This window comes from Streptomyces sp. NPDC034670, assembly GCF_055574875.1.
The window spans coordinates 80,897-97,721 of record NZ_JBVITR010000006.1; the positions used below are offsets into that span (position 1 = coordinate 80,897).

A 16,825-nucleotide genomic window follows, 5' to 3' on the forward strand; every position below is an offset into this window, starting at 1 on the left:
GCTGGCTGCCCGTCGTTCCGGCCCACGGGGCCGGCCACAGTTTGGGGGGCTTGCATGACTTCGGTGACTCCGACGGCTCCGGTGACCCCCGTGACCTCCTCGGCGCCCCCGCGCCCGCCCCGCGCGGCGCCCCGCCGACGGGTGCGCGCGGTGGCCGCGGCCGCGGGACTGGCGGCTGCGCTCGTCCTCACCGGGTGCAGCGACGACGACGGTGGCGGCGGCTCCGGCGGGGACTCCGCTCCCCCCGCCCCGCCCGCCACGGCGACCCCGGACGCCGGGGGCGGCATGGGCGGCCCCGGCGCGAGCACGGCTCCGGCCGGCGCGCTCGAGGGGAGCTGGCTCGCCACGACCGGGGGCAGGCCCGTGGTCCTGGCGTTCACCGGCGGGCGGGCCGCCCTCTTCACCACCGGCGGCACCCTGTGCAGCGGCACCGCGCGGGAGGAGGCCGGGACGTACACGATCCGCCTGGGGTGCGCCGACGGCGACGGGGACCGGGTGCACGGCACGGTCGGCTCCGTCGGCTCCTCCTCCCTGGAGGTGACGTGGGAGGGCGCCGTCGGCACCGAGACGTACACGAAGGCCGAGGGCGGCGGACTGCCGACGGAGGGACCCGGGTCGTAGCCCCGGCCGATCGGCACGGACGGCGGCGAAGGCGGCACCGCGTGCGTGATGATCTGGGGGTCCCACCACGACCCCGGAGGATCCCGATGCGCGCCACACCGACCGCTGTCTCCGCCCTCGCCGCACTCCTCCTCCTGGCCGCCTGCGGCGACACCGGTGACGACGGGAAGCCGGAGAGCACGGCGTGCTCGCTCGACGAGGTGAGCGTGGAGGTGGGTCCCGCGAGCGCCGCCCCGGCCGCCGGCGACACCGGTGAGGTGCCCGTGAGCCTCACCAACGGGGGCGCCCCCTGCGTCCTGGAGGGGTTTCCCGAGGTGCGGCTGACCGGCGCCGACGGGGCCGCCCTCGACCTGCCGCCGGCCGAGGGCGCCACGGCGCAGGAGCTGACCCTGGCCGAGGGCGGTTCCGCCTCCTTCGGCATCACCTACGTCCGCGGCCCGCGCGGCGACGGCGCCCTCGACGCCGAGGACCTGCGCGTCGCCCTCCCCGGCGGCGGCACCCGCGGCTTCCGCTGGTCGTACGGCCCGGTCGCGTCCGACGGCGAGGGCGGGCACCAGGCCTTCGTGAGCGCCTACCAGCAGGCGGGCGACTGAGCGGGCGGGCGGGCCCCTCCCCCGTCCCGCCGGCCCGTCCGTCCCGGGGGACTCGCGGAGGGCTCGGGAAGCCCGTTCCGGGGAGCCCTCAGGGAAGACGGGGGCGCCTGCCGACCCGCGCGCCGTCCGCGGCCCGGGTGCCCTCCTCCCAGCCCGCCGCGTCGCTCGCCCCGCGCAGCCGGGTGGTCGTCGTCTCCGGGAACAGGCGGTCCGCCCGGTCGGCGACCGCGGCCTCGCGGGAGGCGAGCACCGGGAGCAGGTCGTCGCTCACCTGGCTCTCGGCGGCGGCCGCGAGACGCGTCCCCACGCGGTGGGCGTAGGCCGCGAGGAAGGACTGCCGGAAGGTCTTGGTCCGTTTGCGTCCGCCCGCCCTCTGCGCCCCCTCCGCCCGGGTCATCGCCGTCGTCGCCTGCACGAGCAGGGAGGTGTAGAGGAGTTCGACCGCCTCCAGGTCGGAGGCGAAGCCGACGACGGTGGAGAAGCCGAGAGCCTCGTTCCACACGGCCCGGCAGTGGTTCGCGCCGGCGACCGCGTCCAGCAGCACCGCCTTGGCCTGCTCGTACGGCGGCTCCACCCCGATCCGGCAGGCGTCCGGCACGGCGCCCGAGGGTGCCCGCGCCGCGAGCAGCGCCTCGTCGACGCTGTGCCGTGCCATCAGTTCCTGCGCCTTGGCGCTGAGCGCCTCCGCCTCCTCGGGGAAACCGGTGGCCTCCGCCTTCGCCAGCAGCGCGCGGATCCGGCCGAGCAGGCGGGCCTCCGGCCGCCGGTCCCGGGGACCCGCTCCCGTGCCCGCCTCCGCCTCGTCGAGGGGTTCCAGGGCGGGCAGGCGCAGCAGCAGCCGGTACAGCTCCAGGACGGCGGTGGCGTACGAGAAGCGGTCGGCGCGCGGCGCCTCCCCGGCCGCCAGCCCGGCGAGCTGGGCGTTCCAGCGGGGGCCGCGGGGCCGGTCGTGCGGCGCCTGAGCCCGGATCAGCGCCGAGACGAGCCGTACGTGCACCTCGTCCAGCTCCCGCCGCACGATCCGCACGACGTCGGCCGGCTGCCAGCCGCGCCGCCAGGCGGCGGCCACGAGCTCCTGTCCGCGCCGGGCGAGTTCGTCGTCGGCCGCGGGATCCGCGGCGAGCAGGGACGCGCCGGCGTCGAGGGTCTCGTCGGCGGTGTCGTGGAGGGCGGCGCGGAAGGCGCGGTCGACGGTGCTGGACGTGCTCACGGGCCGATCGTGCCATGCCGGAGGACCACCCGAGGGTGTCAACTCATGGTTGACACCCTAGAGGTGTCAACTTAAGGTTGACACATGACCAAGGACCCCGACATCACGTCGTCCGTGCGACTCGACGACCTCATCTCGGCCATCAAGAAGGTCCACGAGGAACCCCTCGAACAGCTCCAGGACGCGGTGCTCGCGGGTGAGCACCTCGGCGAGGTGGCCGACCACCTGATCGGCCACTTCGTGGACCAGGCCCGGCGCTCGGGCGCCTCCTGGACCGACATCGGCAGGAGCATGGGCGTCACCCGGCAGGCGGCGCAGAAGCGCTTCGTACCGAAGGAGGGGGTCGACCTCGATCCCGCACAGGGCTTCAACCGCTACACGCCCCGCGCCCGCAACGTGGTGATGGCCGCCCACCAGGCGGCCAAGGCCGCGCGCAACGCCGAGGGCGTCCCCGTACACCTGGTCCTCGGCCTGCTGGCCGAGCCGGAGGCCTTCGCCGCGAAGGCGGTCACCGAGCAGGGCGTCACCCTGGAGGCGGTCCGCGAGGCCGCCGCCGCGGCGCTCCCGCCGGCCGTCGAGGAGGCCCCCGAGCTGGTGCCGTACGGCCCGGCGGCCAAGAAGGTCCTGGAACTCACCTTCCGCGAGGCCCTCCGCCTCGGCCACAACTACGTCGGCACCGAGCACATCCTGCTCGCCCTGCTGGAGCACGAGAACGGCGAGGGCGTCCTCAGCGGCCTCGGCATCCGTAAGGACGCCACCGAGCGGTACGTCACCGAGCTGCTGGCGCAGTTCCTGGAGACGCGGAAGGAGGACGGCGAGCAGCAGGGGACCCAGGGGGAGCACTGATCCGGGACGTGGTCCGGGCCCGTGCTCCGGGGCCGCGCCCGGAGCACGGGCGGGGCGTTGTCAGACCCCCCTGCCACACTCGCGCACATGGCCGACCGGTGGGCGCTCGCTCCGGCCGAGGACGGCGGCGTGGACGTCGCCCCCCTCGGCCCGGACGGGCTGCCCGCCGGCCCGGTGCGGCGGGAGGCGGATCCCGCCGAGGCCGTGCGGAGCCGTCCCGGCGTCACGCGGTGGGTGTGGCGGTCCACCGCCGAGGTCTACCCGCGTCTGCTCGCCGCGGGGGTGCGAGTCGAGCGGTGCCACGACGTCGAGGCCGTCGAGACGCTCCTGCTCGGCCACGAGGGGCGGTACGGGGAGCCCCGTTCGGCCGCGGCCGCCCTGGCCCGGCTGCGCGGCGGCCCCGTACCGCCCGACCCGCCGCAGCGCCCGGCCGAACCGGGCGCGCAGTCCCCCCTCTTCGAACCCGCGGGCGTCCCCCTGCCGCTGACCGACCTCCTCGCCGTCCACGCCGAGCAGCAGCGGCGGGCCGCCGCGACCGCGCACCCGGACCGGATGCGGCTGCTGCTCGCGGCCGAGTCGGCGGGGACGCTGGTGGCCGCCGAGATGAACCGCGCGGGGCTGCCCTGGCGGGCGGACGTGCACCGCGCGGTGCTGCACGACCTGCTCGGCGAGCGGTACGCGGGCGGCGGCGAGCCGCGCCGGCTGGCCGAACTCGCCGACGAGGTGTCCGCCGCCTTCGGCCGCCGGGTGCGGCCCGACCTGCCGGCCGATGTCGTCAAGGCCTTCGCGCAGGCCGGCGTCAAGGTCTCCTCGACCCGCCGCTGGGAGCTCGAGTCCGTCGACCACCCGGCCGTGAGACCGCTGCTGGAGTACAAGAAGCTGTACCGCATCCGGGTCGCCCACGGCTGGTCCTGGCTCCAGGACTGGGTGCGCGACGGCCGGTTCCGGCCCGAGTTCCACGCGGGCGGGACCGTGACCGGCCGCTGGGTGACCCACGGCGGGGGCGCCCTGCAGATCCCCAAGGTGATCCGCCGCGCGGCCGTCGCCGACCCGGGCTGGCGGCTGGTCGTCGCCGACGCCGACCAGATGGAGCCGCGGGTGCTGGCGGCGATCTCCCGCGACCCCGGCCTGATGGAGGTGGCCGGCCGGGAGACCGACCTGTACCAGTCGGTGTCCGACCGCGCGTTCTCCGGCGACCGCGACCGGGCCAAACTGGCCGTTCTCGGCGCGGTCTACGGCCAGACCTCGGGCGACGGCCTGAAGAACCTCGCCGCGCTCCGGCGCCGCTTCCCCCGGGCGGTGGCCTACGTCGACGAGGCCGCCCGGGCGGGCGAGGAGGGCCGGCTCGTGCGGACCTGGCTGGGCCGCACCTGTCCGCCGGCCGCCCGCACGACGGACGACGCGGCGGAGGAGGCGGGCATCCCGGTCGCCGGCGGCTCCGGGGACCCGGGGGCCCTCGGGGGACCCGGGGCCCACGAGGAGGAGGCCGGCGGCGGCCGGCCGTGGGTGCCGGGCTACGCCTCGACCGACGCCCGGGCCCGGGGCCGCTTCGCCCGCAACTTCGTCGTCCAGGGCAGTGCCGCCGACTGGGCCCTGCTGCTGCTCGCCGCGCTGCGGCGGGCGCTGTGGGACAAGGCGGCCGAGCTGGTCTTCTTCCAGCACGACGAGGTGATCGTGCACTGTCCCGAGGAGGAGGCCGGGGCGGTGGTGGCGGCGATCCGGGAGGCCGCGGACCTGGCGGGCCGGCTGACGTTCGGAAGGACACCGGTGCGCTTCCCGTTCACGACGGCGGTGGTGGAGTGCTACGCGGACGCCAAGTGACCGGGCGCGGGATCAGCGGGGACCGTGCGCCCCGCCCGCCGGCCGCTCCCGCGGCCGCGCGGCCCCGGCGATCTCGCGGGCGAAGTCGCGGACCAGGTCGTGGGGCACGTAGCGGCCGTACGCCGTCTCCTCCAGCAGGGCCACGTCGACGAGCCGGTCCAGCGCGGCCTCGGCGCGGCGCTCGTCGGTGCCGGTGAGGCGGGCCAGTAAGGGCGCGCCGTACGCGGGCAGGTCGAGCGCCCCGATGTGGCGCAGGGCGAGGGCCGCGTCCCGGTCGGCCTCGCGTTCGGAGGCGGCGAGCGCGTCGTACGCGACGCCCAGCGAGCGGCGGACGCTGAGGTCGTCGTACTCCAGGTGGGACAACCGGCTGTCCCTGACCGACAGTTGCCCGGCGAGCGCGTCCGGGGTGAGGACCCGTCGCGCGGCGAGCCGGGCGGCGACGACCCGCAGGGCCAGGGGGAGCCGGCCGGTGAGCGTGACGAGGGGGTGACCGACGCCGAGCTCGTCGCGGCCGGAGACCGCGCGCAGCAGGGCGGCGCTGTCCTCGTCGGTCAGCGGGGTGAGCGGGAACCGCGCGACCCCGTCGAGCGCGGTGAGCGGTGAGCGGCTGGTGACGATCACCGCGCAGCCGGGCCCGGCCGGCAGCAGCGGCCGCACCTGCGCGGCGGTCGCGGCGTCGTCCAGCACCAGGAGGGTGCGGGTCGGCGCGAGCAGGGAGCGCAGCAGCGCGGCCGCGGCGTCCGGGCCCTCGGGGACGCCGCGGGGGCCGGTGCCGAGATCACGGAGGAGCGAGCCGAGGGCCTGGGCGGGGGTGAGGGGGGCCACCCCGGGGGTCGCGCCGTGCAGGTTGACGTAGAGCTGACCGTCGCTGAAACGTTCCGCCAGCGCATGGGCGGCCTGGAGCGCGAGCGCGCTCTTGCCGACGCCGGCCATACCGCTGACGACGGCGACGGCGGGCCCGGCCGAGCCGGAACGGGGAGCCAGTACCCGGCACAGCTCGCCCCGCACCTCGGTACGGCCGGTGAAGTGGGCAGGAGGAGGCGGCAGCTGGGCGGGCCGGGGCGTCGCGGTCCCGGTGCCCGCAGGCCGCGCGGCGTGCGCCGGCGGCTCGTGCCGCGCGGACGCGTCGACGGCACCGGAACCGGCCCCCGCCGCTTCGGCCGGCGCGCCGGGCACGGCGCACGCGGTCCCGGGCCCCGCGGGCCCGGCGTCGGACCCGGCCGCCCCGGCCACCCCGGTGATCCCCAGGGGTTCCGCGGACCCCCGCAGCACCTCCATGTGCGCCTCCCGCACCTTCGCCCCCGGCTCGACGCCGAGTTCCTCCAGCAGGCGGGTCCGCAGGTCGCGGTGGACGGCCAGGGCCTCGGCCCGGCGGCCGGTGCGGTGCAGGGCGAGCATGAGCTGGCGGTGGTACGCCTCCCGCAGCGGATGCTCGGCGGCCAGCGCCGTCAGCTCGGGCACGAGTCCGGCCGGGCGCTCCCCGCCGAGGGCGAGTTCGGCGTCGTACCGCCGCTCCAGGAGCAGCAGCCGTGCTTCGGTCAGCCGCCGTACGAAGGCGTACCCGCCCGCCTCGGGCGGCAGCCCGGCCAGCGGGGTCCCGCGCCACAGCGCGAGCGCGGCCGCGCACTCGCGCACCACGCGCCTCCAGTCCCGCCCGGCGTGCGCGGCCCGGGCCGCGGCGGCATGGGCGTCGAACACGTGGACGTCCAGCTCCCCCTCCCCGACCCGCAGCAGGTACCCGGTCGGGACGGTGACCAGCCGCCCGGGATCGTCGAGCAGCCGGCGCAGCCGGGCCACGTGGTTGTGCAGCGAGGGCTGCGCGGAGGGCGGCGGCGCCCCGCCCCACAGGGCCTCCTTCAGTGCCTCGACGGAGACGGCGCGCCCCGCGTCGAGCAGCAGCACGGCGAGCAGGAGGCGCAGTTTGGGGCTTCCGACGGGCCGGGGCGTCCGCACGGACCGGGCGGACCGCCCGCCGTCGGGGCGGGGACCGTCCTCCGGGCCGTCCCGGTCCGCCCCCTCCGGGCCGCCCTCGTAGAGAACCGGCGTCCCGAGCAGGCCGAACCGCAGCTCGCGCCGTGTCACGCCGCACCACTGCCTTCCGCCAGATCCCGGACCCGCTCCGGACACGACGGACCCCCGGCGTCCGCCCGACCGCCGGTCACCGCCGGTCCCGAACGGCCCGGCGGGAAACCGCGGGCCACATGTTAGCGATCCGTTGGCAACATCTGATGTGATCACTACATCGGATCCGGCACGACGGCGCGCGCGTGGAACGCGCAGCTCGGGGGAGTGTCGCCGCCGCGTCCCGGTCCGCGCACGAGGGCCCCCGGTCGGCAGAGGTGAACGGCCGGGACCCTCGTCCCCCGCCCTCCGGCGGATTTTTTGCCCCCCGGGTCAAACGGCCGGCGGCCGCCCCGGCACGGACGCGGTCGCCCTGGTCGTCCGCGGCCCCGCCGGCTTCCTCCAAGCCCCCGTACGACCCCTCGGGCCGGTGCGCGAGACGGCGGGGAATCCCCTCACCCGCACGCGCAAAGATGAGGTAAAGCACTGTCAATTTCTTTGTAAATCACCCTAGTTGGACCTTACGATCGGTCCTCGGCCGGGGTGATCACGGCGCGAGCGGTGCACTTCCGCACCGACCACGGGAGTCCTCCTCGGTCGGCCGCTCGGCGCGGCCACGAACGACTGCCTGCACGCCCTCGTCCCGGCTTGCCCCGCGTCGGCTTCCGCTCAGATTCACGTCAAAGCCGCAGACCGGTCAGGGAAGCCGCCGGCAACGATGAGGGGTACTCGTTCCTTGAGACGAAGAAATCGCCTCCGACGCGGTACGTCGCGCGCGAGCGTGCACGTACCGGGGGGAATCAATCACCGGAGAGCCATACGAGGAGCAGGAGCACCGGCCGCGCTGCGCACGCTGTGCCTGGGTCTGTTCCTGGCTCTGGTCGCAGGGCTCATCGGATCCGCTCCCGCTACGGCGGTCGCAGCAGCGGGAACCACACGGAGCGAGAGTCCGGACCACATTCCGCCGACGGATCGCGGCCGGGTGCTGGAGTTGTGGAAGGCCGGCGGGCCCGGCGTCAAGGCGGCCGCCGAGGTCGCCCTGCTGGGGTCCGACGCGGACGTCCGCGACTTCCTCGACAAAGAGCACGCCATCGCCCAGCTCAGCGACGACCGGGTGGCCACGGTCCAGGTCTTCTCGGCGGGCGGGCCCGCGGTGCGCGCAGCCGCGGAGCGGGCCCTGGCGGGGACGCCCGACCAGCTCGACGCCTTCTTGAAGGACGGTTGGAAGGAACCGCTCGAGCAGGACCAGCGGGTGTGGGCCACGCAGATCATCTCCGCCGGTGGGCCGGGGGTGAAATCCGCCGGCACGAAGGCCATGAACGGCACCATCGAGGACGTACGTGCGTTCATCGCCGAGGGACAGTACGCCGCCCGCGAGTCCGACGACCGGGTACTGACCGTTCAGATCCTGAGCACCGGCGGACCCGCCGTGCGCGAGGCCGCCAGGGTCGCGATGAACGGCTCCATCCACGACGTCCGCGAATTCCTGGAGGTGGGCCAGCACATCGCACGCGCCCGCGATCAGGAGCTGGCCACGGTGGCCGAACTCGCCACACTCGCCGAGGAGGCCGGGCGTCAGGCCAAGGTCGAGACCGACGCCGCCAAGGAGGCGTCGGCGCGCGCGATCGCCGCCACCAAGCTCGCCAAGCAGGCCGCCGAGAAGGCCGCGGCCGAGACCGAGGCGGCCAAGGACGACGCGAAGAGGGCGTCCAACGCCGCCGGCCGCGCGGCCGACGCCGCCAGTGGTGCGGCCAAGGCGGCACAGCAGGCGATCAGCTCCGCCCGCGCCGCCAACACCTCGGCCCGCATTGCCGCCAACGCCGCCTCCCAGGCCGCGTCCGCAGCCGCGGCGGCCGCCCAGGCAGCATCGCGGGCCCGCAACGCCGCCGCCGACGCGGCGACCGACGCCACCAAGGCGTCCGCCGCCCGCAAGGCCGCCGAGGACGCGAACAGGGCTGCCGAGGGGGCCAAGAAGGCTGCCCGGGCGGCCGAGTTCGCGGGCACGGCGGCCACCGAGGCCGGCAATGCCGCCAAGGCCGCCGCAAGCGCCGGCGCCAACGCGAACGCCGCCGCCTCCGCCGCGGAAGCGGCCAGCGGCCACGCGAACGTCTCCAGCGCCCAGGCCCAGCGGGCCAGGGCGGCAGCCGCCGACGCACGTCGGCACGCCGCCGCCGCGACGTCCGCCGCCGACCGGGCGCAGGCCCTGGCCGCCAAGTCCGCCAAGGCCGCGTTCGAGGCCCGGGACGCCGCCAACGCGGCCGCGGACCACGCCAAGAAGGCAGCCGACGCGGCGGAGGCCGCCGCGGAGCACGCCGGGAACGCGGCCACCGCCGCCGCGGAATCCAGGAAGCACGCCGAGGCGGCCAAGACCGCGGCCGACGCCGCGACGGACGCGGTCACCAAGGCCCGCGCCACCTTCGACCTGGCGCGTGAGGTCGAGGCCGCGGAGCTGGCGGACCGGACCACCACCGCGCTCGAGGAGGCCAAGGCAGCGAAGATCGCCGTCGACGAGCGCAAGGCCGCCGCGCAGCAGGCCGCCGAGCAGGCGAAGCAGCTCGACGCGGAGGCCGAGCGCCTCGCGGCCGAGGTCGCGCAGCCGGACATCGACGTCACAGCGGTGGCGCCCAAGGCCCGCAAGGTCGCGCTGCACATCGCCAGGACCCGGGGGCCGTGGAGCACCACGGCGGCCGAGGTCGCCCTGTCCGGCTCCGACGGCCAGGTCGTGGAGTACGTCCGTACCGGCCTCGAACTGGCCCGCGGCCAGGACGAGACCGACCGTGTCGCACGTCTGGCCTGGGACTCGGAGTACCCGGCCGTACGGTCGGCCGCTGAGACCGCGCTCGGCGGCGACGCCGCCACGATCAGCGCGTTCCTGAAGACGGGACAGCACCAGGCAGCCGCCAACGACTACCGCGTCAGGGTCGTCCAGCTGATGAACGGCGCCGGCCCCGGCGTCAGGAAGGACGGCCAGGCGGCCCTCGAGGCCGGTACGACCGAGGCCCTGCGCGACTTCGTCGCCGCCGGTTACTACACGGCCCGCACCAGCGACGAGCGGGTCCGTGCGGTGCAGCTGATGAGCCAGGGCACGCCCGAGGTGAAGGCCGCGGCCCGGGTCGCCCTGGAGGGGCCGCCGGAGATGCTGCACGACTTCATCGAGGTCGGTCAGTACGCAGCGCAGCGCAAGGACCTGCTGACCGCCACGCACGTGTCCCGGGTCCAGCGGCTGATCGCCGGAGCGGCGAGCGTGGCCGCGACCGCCCAGCAGAACGCGGCCCTGGCCGCCAAGGTCGCGGCCGAGGCCCGCAAGGCGGCGGCCGAGGCCGCGCAGTACGCCAAGCAGGCCGAGGCGTCCGCCGAGCAGGCCGGCAAGTACGCCGATCAGGCCCGCCAGTCGGCCAAGGACGCCGAGGCGTCCGCCGCCGACGCGGCGAACTCCGCCAGGACCGCCCGCGCGGCCGAGGCCGACGCCCACAACGCCGCCCGGCGCGCGACCAACTCCGCGGCACAGGCGGAGGCCTCCGCCGCATCCGCGCAGGCGTCCGCGAGTGACGCCTGGGCCTCGGCCAACGCCGCCCGCGCCTCCGCCGAGGCGGCGGGCAAGGACTCCGCAGCCGCCGAGAAGGCGGCCAAGGAAGCCCTGGTCACCGCCGTGGAGAAGAAGCAGGCCGAGGAACTGGCCAAGCTCAGGAGCGAGGAGGCCAAGCAGTTCAGGGAGGAGATCAAGGAGTTCAACAACTGGCTGCGGGAGAGCGAGGACATCGACTGGGGCGCGGTGCTCTCCGAGGGCGGCCACTTCGCGCTCGACGTCCTCGGCCTGGTCCCCGGCTTCGGTGAGGTCGCCGACGGCGCCAACTGCGCCTGGTACGGCGGTGAGACGGCGTCCGGGAAGTCGGACGCCATGGGTGACGCGGCCCTTTCCTGCGCTGCCGCCGTGCCCGGTCTCGGTTACGGGGCCAGCGCCGTCAAGTTCGGCAAGTGGGGCGACAAGGCGACCGGCTTCTTCAAGTCGCTGTTCAGCAAGGGCAGCAAGGTCTTCCGGAAGTGCAACAGCTTCACACCGCAGACCCCCGTCCTGCTGGCCGACGGCCGGACCAAGCCCATCAAGGACGTCCGGGTCGGCGACAGGGTCCTCGCCACCGATCCGGTGACGGACGAGACGGCACCGCGCCCGGTCGACCAGCTGTTCAGCAGTACGGGGCAGAAGCACCTGGTGAGCATCACGGTCGACGAGGACGGCGCGGCCGGCGACGCCACGGGCACCTTCACCGCCACCGCCGCCCACCCCGTCTGGCTGGCCGACCGCGAGGCCTGGGTGACCGCGGAGAACGTCGTTCCCGGTGACCGGGTCCGCACCCCGGAGGGCACCACGGCCGCGGTGGTGGCGACGCAGGACCGGAACCGCGTCCAGCAGGTGTTCAACCTGTCGGTGCGGAACACCCACACCTACTACGTGCTCGCGGGCCGGACCCCGGTCCTCGTGCACAACGCGACCTGCCCGGTCACCTTCGCCGACATGGGCGGCGACCACTTCGTGTCGCCGGGAGGTCTCGTCTACGGACCGGACAGGAGGCACGGTCACAAGATCGACCACCTGCTCGCCCACACGGTCCCGAACCCGAACAGGGCCACGCACACCGTCTTCGTCGAGAAGGACCCGAACAAGCTCTTCGACCTGGTCGACGAGGCGTGGGCCAAGCAGTCGGAAGCGATCAGGGTCCCCGGGGACGACGCGGTGTACATCTTCCCCATGGGGAGGGCGATCGGAACCAACGGCGAGGACCACATGCGCGTCGCCGTCGATCCCAACACCGGCCTGTTCCTGAGCGCCTATCCGGTGCCGAGACCCTAATGACGCCGTAGCTAGACTTGGCCGGCACCGCCCGGTGCCGGCCAAGCCGTCGGTGCCGCGCCAGTCGAAACGAGGTTCGTGCGTGATGAGCGAGGACAGCGCCCCGACGGCCCCGGGCCGTGCCACGGCCGCGAGCCTCTCCACCGCCGACGCCGCGGACCTGGCGCTCATCGGAGCGGCGGTCGACGAGCAGGTCTCCGCCGGCCGGTTCACCTGGGTCGGCGGACTCGGGGAGGAGATCGCCGCCGGGGCCGCCGCCGGGAAGGGCGTCCCGCGACAGCACGAGGTGATCCTGGACCGCATCCTGCGCGCGCTGTCGGCCCGCGCGGGGCGGGACAGCCTGCGGACGCTGCTGCGCCTGCCGGCCTCCCTGCCGGCCGCGGGCTCCGATCCGCTGCGGGCCGAACGGCGGCTGGCGGCCCTCGTCGCCCACGGCCACCGGATCGAGGACATCGAAGAGGTGGTGTTCGATGAGGCGTCCGACTCGGTCCATTCCCCCGAACTCAGGGCGTGTCTCCTTCACGAGCTCGTCCTCACGTCGGCCCCGGTCGAGGAGTACCCGGCACTGCGCTCCTTCAGGGACCGGCTCGTCGCCGAGGGCCACCCCCTCGCGGCGCTGCCGCTGAGCCTGCTGCCGGCGGAGCGCGGCCTGCGCCGGCCCCCGCGGGCGGACGACACCTGGACGTGGGTGGTACCGGTGACCCCCTCCGTCACCTTCGAGGGGCCCCAACTCCACGCCTCACCGTCGACGCGGCGGCGCACGGCGGGCATCGACATGACGGAGATCTCCGGCGACGCCAAGGCCGAGGTCATGGCCGCCGCGGTACAGCACTGGTGCTCCGACTCCAACGGGACGGTCGCCGCACAGGAGTTCTGGTCGCCGGACGCGGTGGCACCCGACGACTTCGCGGCCGTCTTCGAACGTCTGCCGCTGGCCCCCTGGCCGGAGGGGGCGTCCACGGCCCGGCTGTACGCGTCGGCCCCGGACGCGGTGCTACGGGTCCTGCTCTCCGCGGCGGTGCGTGCCCCGGCCTACGGGTCCGGCCTGTACGGCGCGTACGGAAGGCTCGCCGCGTGGCGCTCTCTCGGCGGTCTGACCGACGCCCCGGCGGACGCGCCCCTCACCCGCGTGGCGGAGCTGGTCGAGCAGACTCAGTGGTTCCGCATCGCCACCACGTCCGACTGGTTCCACCAGGTGGCGTGGGACCTCGCTGTCGCGGCCCTGCGCCCCGGCGGCCAGGAGATCGCGGTACTGGCGGCCACCGACACCGACTGACACCGGGCCGGTCGGCCCGGCCCGGGCCCGTCAGCCCGTCCGGCCTGCCCCTGCCGTCCACCTCGCCGGCCCCGTCTCGGTGTTTCGCGCTTCGCCGGCCGCCGGACACGTCCCCACGCTCACGCTCGTGCGCCCACGAACCGCGGAAACCGGGCCCGAGGCGTACCGGCGGGTGATCGGCGTGCCGTTGGACACCGGCGGAGGACAGCACCCCGGGACGGGGAGGGGACCTCCCCCGGCCGTCCCTCCGCCCCCGGAGCGGCCGCCCGGCGCCCCGCAGCGAAGACCCGGCGCGCCGACCGTGCGACACGCCCTGCCCCACGCACCAGAAAGCCCCCGGCCAGCGAGTACCTGACCTGGGGCTTGGTGGAGCCGCCTTCGGGATTCGAACCCGAGACCTACGCATTACGAGTGCGTTGCTCTGGCCATCTGAGCTAAGGCGGCGCGTGCCCGCACCCATGGTGCGATCGGCAACGTCGGTAAGTCTACACAGTTTCCGAGGGTGCTTCGCACCTGCCCCGGAGGCGGACCCTCCGTCCCGCCTCCGGGGTGGGGGCACCGGCTAGGAGCAGCGCTTTCCGTCCGCGGGCGGGGTGCCGCGGAGCAGGTAGGCGTTGATCGCGGAGTCGACGCAGTCACTGCCCCGGCCGTAGGCGGTGTGGCCGTCGCCCTCGTGGGTGAGGAGGCGGGCCGAGGACAGCTGGCCGGCCAGGGCCTCGGCCCAGCGGTACGGGGTCGCCGGGTCGCGGGTGGTGCCGACGACGACGATCGGGGCCGCGCCCTTCGCCTCGATGCGCTGCGGTTCGCCCGTGGCCCGCACCGGCCAGTACGCGCAGTTCAGCGCCATCCAGGCGAAGCCCTCGCCGAAGACCGGGGAGGCCTTCTCGAAGTCGGGGAGCGCCGCCCGCACCTCGTCCGGGGTGCCGAAGGCCGCGGGGAGGTCCAGGCAGTTCACGGCTGCGTTGGCGAACATCAGGTTGGCGTACTCGCCGTCGGCGTCGCGTTCGTAGTAGCTGTCGGCGAGGGCGAGGAGTCCGGCGCCGTCGTTCTCCTCCGTCGCCGCCGTCAGCGCCTCGCGCAGCCGCTCCCAGGCGTTCTCGTCGTACATCGCCGCGATCACGCCGATGGTCGCCAGGGACTCGGTGAGCCTGCGGCCGTCGGCGTCACCGGTGGGGATCGGCCGGGCGTCGAGGTCGTCGAAGATCTTCTTGAGGTTCTTCCCGGCCTGCCCGGGGCCGGTGCCCGGGCCGCCGAGCGGGCAGTCGCCGCGCCGGACGCAGTCCTGCGCGAAGGCGGTGAACGCCGTGTCGAAGCCCGCCGTCTGCTCCAGGTTCACCTGCCGCGCGGGCAGCGAGGGGTCCATCGCGCCGTCCAGGACCAGCCGGCCCGTCCGGGACGGGAAGAGCCCGGCGTACGTGGCCCCGAGGAAGGTGCCGTAGGAGGCGCCGACGTAGTTCAGCCGCTCGTCGCCCAGCACGGCCCGCACGATGTCCATGTCCCGGGCCGCCTCGACGGTCGACACGTGGCGCAGCAGCTTCGGCGCGTTCGCCCCGCAGCCCTCGGCGAACTTCCGGTACGCCGCGACCAGCGCGTCCGCCTCCCGCGCGTCGTCCGGCGTCACGTCGGTCCGCGTGTACGCGTCCATCCCGGGCCCGTCCAGGCACTCGACGGGTTCGCTGCGGGCCACGCCCCTCGGGTCGAAGGCCACCATGTCGTAGCGGGCGCGCACCTCGGCCGGGTAGCCGGTCCCGGCGTGCGCCCGGAGGTAGCCGACCGCCGAGCCGCCGGGGCCGCCGGGGTTCACCAGCAGCGAGCCCAGCCGCTCCCCCGGGCCGGTGGCCTTCTTGCGGGCCAGGGCGAGGCGGACGTCGCCGGCGGACGGGTCGGCGTAGTCGATCGGGGCCTTCACGGTGGCGCACTGGAAGCCGGGGGCTCCGCAGTCGCGCCAGGACGGCCGCTGCTCGTAGTACGGCGTGAGCGCCGCCGGCGTGGAGGGGGGCAGCGCGGTCAGGGACGGCGCCTTCTCCTTCGCCGCCGTGCTGGCGGCGTTCGGCGTGCTCCCGGAGGAGCAGCCGGACGCCAGCAGTACGGCGGCGAGCAGGCAGGCTGCGGTGCGGATCCTACGGGTGGTGCGCCTTGTGTGCATGCTGCGAGCGTAACTCCGGGCGACGGGATGGGCGCTCTGCGTACACGCCGTGCCGCGGACGAGTTCCCGGCGGGGCGCCGGGACGGAGTACCGGGGCGCGGCGACGGGTCCGCCGGGCGGGTGGTCGCCCGGGCCGGTCAGCCCGCTCTGAGCGCCATCGTCATCGCCTCCACCGCGAGGAGCGGGGCCACGTTGCGGTCGAGGGCCCGGCGGCAGGCGGCGATCGCCTCGATGCGGCGGAGCGTGGACTCCGGCGAGCTGCCGCGGGCCAGGCGTTCGAGCGCGTCCTCGGCGTCCGTGTTGGCGAGGGCGACGCGGGAGCCGAGCTGGAGGGCGAGGACGTCGCGGTAGAAGCCGGTCAGGTCGGTCAGGGCGACGTCGAGGCTGTCGCGCTGGGTCCGGGTCCTGCGGCGCTTCTGCATGTCCTCCAGGTCCTTGACCACGCCGGCCGTGCCGCGCGGCAGCCGGCCGCCCTGGGCCGCGCCGAGCGCCGCCTTCAGCTCCTCGGTCTCCTTGGTGTCCGTCTCCTCGGCGAGCTGCCTGGCGTCCTCGGCCGCGGCGTCGACGAGTTCCTGGGCGGCCCTGAGCGCCCCGCCGATGTCCTCGACCCGCAGGGGCAGCTTCAGCACGGCGGCGCGGCGCTCCCGGGCCGCCGGGTCGGTGGCCAGGCGGCGCGCGCGGTCGACGTGGCCCTGGGTGGCGCGGGCCACCGCCGCGGCGACGTCCGGCTCGATGCCCTCGCGCCGCACGAGCATGTCGGCGACGGCGTCCACCGAGGGCGTGCTCAGGTTGAGGTGGCGGCAGCGGGAGCGGATCGTCGGCAGCACGTCCTCGAGGGAGGGGGCGCACAGCAGCCAGACGGTGCGGGGGGCGGGCTCCTCGACGGCCTTGAGGACGGCGTTGGCGGACTTCTCGTTCAGCCGCTCGGCGTCCTCGACGAGGATGACCTGCCAGCGGCCGTTCGCCGGGGCGGTGAACGACTTGCGCACGGTGTCGCGCATGTCCTTGACGAGGATCTCCGAGCCGACGGCGGCGACCGTGGTGACGTCGGCGTGGGTGCCGACCAGCGCGGTGTGGCAGCCGTCGCAGAACCCGCAGCCGGGGGCCCCGCCGAGCGCGCGGTCGGGGCTGACGCACTGCAGCGCGGCGGCGAAGGCCCGCGCCGCCCGGTCGCGCCCCGCGCCGGGCGGGCCCGTGAACAGCCAGGCGTGCGTCATCCGGGACGCCTCGGGCGGCGGCGCGTCGGCCGCCGCGGCGGTGACGAACGCGTCGGCGTCCCGGGCGGCCGCGGTGAGCTGCTCGCTCACCCGTTCCTGTCCGACGAGGTCGTCCCACACGGTCACGGGTCACGCCGCCCTTCCGTCACGTTCGGCTTGCGGGATCCATTGTGGGGGTGGGCACC

At 75.5% G+C, this 16,825-nt stretch carries 10 protein-coding genes and 1 tRNA gene; 6 read left to right on the forward strand and 5 right to left on the reverse strand.

The window, feature by feature from the left end:
* Positions 1 to 54: 54 nt before the first annotated feature.
* Together ACZ56B_RS06500 and ACZ56B_RS06505 are read left to right on the forward strand one after the other, a co-directional pair.
* Complete coding sequence (locus ACZ56B_RS06500) at positions 55 to 621, forward strand: hypothetical protein (protein ID WP_468786902.1); 567 nt, start codon at positions 55 to 57, stop codon at positions 619 to 621.
* An 86-nt stretch (positions 622 to 707) separates the two neighbouring features.
* Positions 708 to 1,214, forward strand: coding sequence for a DUF4232 domain-containing protein (locus ACZ56B_RS06505; RefSeq protein ID WP_468786904.1), 507 nt, complete (start codon positions 708 to 710; stop codon positions 1,212 to 1,214).
* An 88-nt stretch (positions 1,215 to 1,302) separates the two neighbouring features.
* Here the strand turns inward: ACZ56B_RS06505 and ACZ56B_RS06510 are convergent, their stop codons facing one another.
* Positions 1,303 to 2,424: a DUF2786 domain-containing protein gene (locus ACZ56B_RS06510; protein WP_468786906.1), complete on the reverse strand. Its 1,122-nt coding sequence runs from the start codon at positions 2,422 to 2,424 to the stop codon at positions 1,303 to 1,305.
* An 84-nt stretch (positions 2,425 to 2,508) separates the two neighbouring features.
* Between ACZ56B_RS06510 and ACZ56B_RS06515 the strand changes: the two genes are divergently transcribed.
* Positions 2,509 to 3,270, forward strand: a complete 762-nt coding sequence (locus ACZ56B_RS06515) for a Clp protease N-terminal domain-containing protein (RefSeq protein WP_468786908.1) — start codon at positions 2,509 to 2,511, stop codon at positions 3,268 to 3,270.
* An 87-nt stretch (positions 3,271 to 3,357) separates the two neighbouring features.
* Positions 3,358 to 5,091: a bifunctional 3'-5' exonuclease/DNA polymerase gene (locus ACZ56B_RS06520; protein WP_468786910.1), complete on the forward strand. Its 1,734-nt coding sequence runs from the start codon at positions 3,358 to 3,360 to the stop codon at positions 5,089 to 5,091.
* 12 nt (positions 5,092 to 5,103) lie between these two features.
* Here the strand turns inward: ACZ56B_RS06520 and ACZ56B_RS06525 are convergent, their stop codons facing one another.
* The gene (locus ACZ56B_RS06525) at positions 5,104 to 7,173 is read right to left on the reverse strand and encodes an AfsR/SARP family transcriptional regulator (RefSeq protein WP_468786912.1); all 2,070 of its coding nucleotides are present in this window, start codon (positions 7,171 to 7,173) and stop codon (positions 5,104 to 5,106) included.
* 961 nt (positions 7,174 to 8,134) lie between these two features.
* Here ACZ56B_RS06525 and ACZ56B_RS06530 point away from each other — a divergent pair.
* Complete coding sequence (locus ACZ56B_RS06530) at positions 8,135 to 12,001, forward strand: polymorphic toxin-type HINT domain-containing protein (RefSeq protein WP_468786914.1); 3,867 nt, start codon at positions 8,135 to 8,137, stop codon at positions 11,999 to 12,001.
* Between the two features lie 85 nt (positions 12,002 to 12,086).
* Positions 12,087 to 13,277, forward strand: coding sequence for a DUF6183 family protein (locus ACZ56B_RS06535; protein WP_468786916.1), 1,191 nt, complete (start codon positions 12,087 to 12,089; stop codon positions 13,275 to 13,277).
* A 367-nt stretch (positions 13,278 to 13,644) separates the two neighbouring features.
* On the opposite strand, the gene ACZ56B_RS06540 is transcribed toward ACZ56B_RS06535, so the two are convergent.
* The 3 genes from ACZ56B_RS06540 to ACZ56B_RS06550 form a co-directional block, all read right to left on the reverse strand.
* Positions 13,645 to 13,721, reverse strand: a tRNA-Thr gene (locus ACZ56B_RS06540).
* A gap of 118 nt (positions 13,722 to 13,839) precedes the next feature.
* On the reverse strand, positions 13,840 to 15,423 hold the full coding sequence (locus ACZ56B_RS06545; protein WP_468786918.1) for an alpha/beta hydrolase: 1,584 nt from the start codon (positions 15,421 to 15,423) through the stop codon (positions 13,840 to 13,842).
* 137 nt (positions 15,424 to 15,560) lie between these two features.
* Positions 15,561 to 16,766: a DNA polymerase III subunit delta' gene (locus ACZ56B_RS06550; protein ID WP_468786920.1), complete on the reverse strand. Its 1,206-nt coding sequence runs from the start codon at positions 16,764 to 16,766 to the stop codon at positions 15,561 to 15,563.
* Positions 16,767 to 16,825 lie beyond the last annotated feature (59 nt).

Bases quoted from the DNA above. Each gene is read 5' to 3' on its own strand.
- ACZ56B_RS06520 (WP_468786910.1), top strand. From the start codon at position 3,358: ATGGCCGACCGGTGGGCGCTCGCTCCGGCCGAGGACGGCGGCGTGGAC.
- ACZ56B_RS06515 (WP_468786908.1), top strand. From the start codon at position 2,509: ATGACCAAGGACCCCGACATCACGTCGTCCGTGCGACTCGACGACCTC.
- ACZ56B_RS06545 (WP_468786918.1), bottom strand. From the start codon at position 15,423: ATGCACACAAGGCGCACCACCCGTAGGATCCGCACCGCAGCCTGCCTG.
- ACZ56B_RS06500 (WP_468786902.1), top strand. From the start codon at position 55: ATGACTTCGGTGACTCCGACGGCTCCGGTGACCCCCGTGACCTCCTCG.
- ACZ56B_RS06535 (WP_468786916.1), top strand. From the start codon at position 12,087: ATGAGCGAGGACAGCGCCCCGACGGCCCCGGGCCGTGCCACGGCCGCG.
- ACZ56B_RS06505 (WP_468786904.1), top strand. From the start codon at position 708: ATGCGCGCCACACCGACCGCTGTCTCCGCCCTCGCCGCACTCCTCCTC.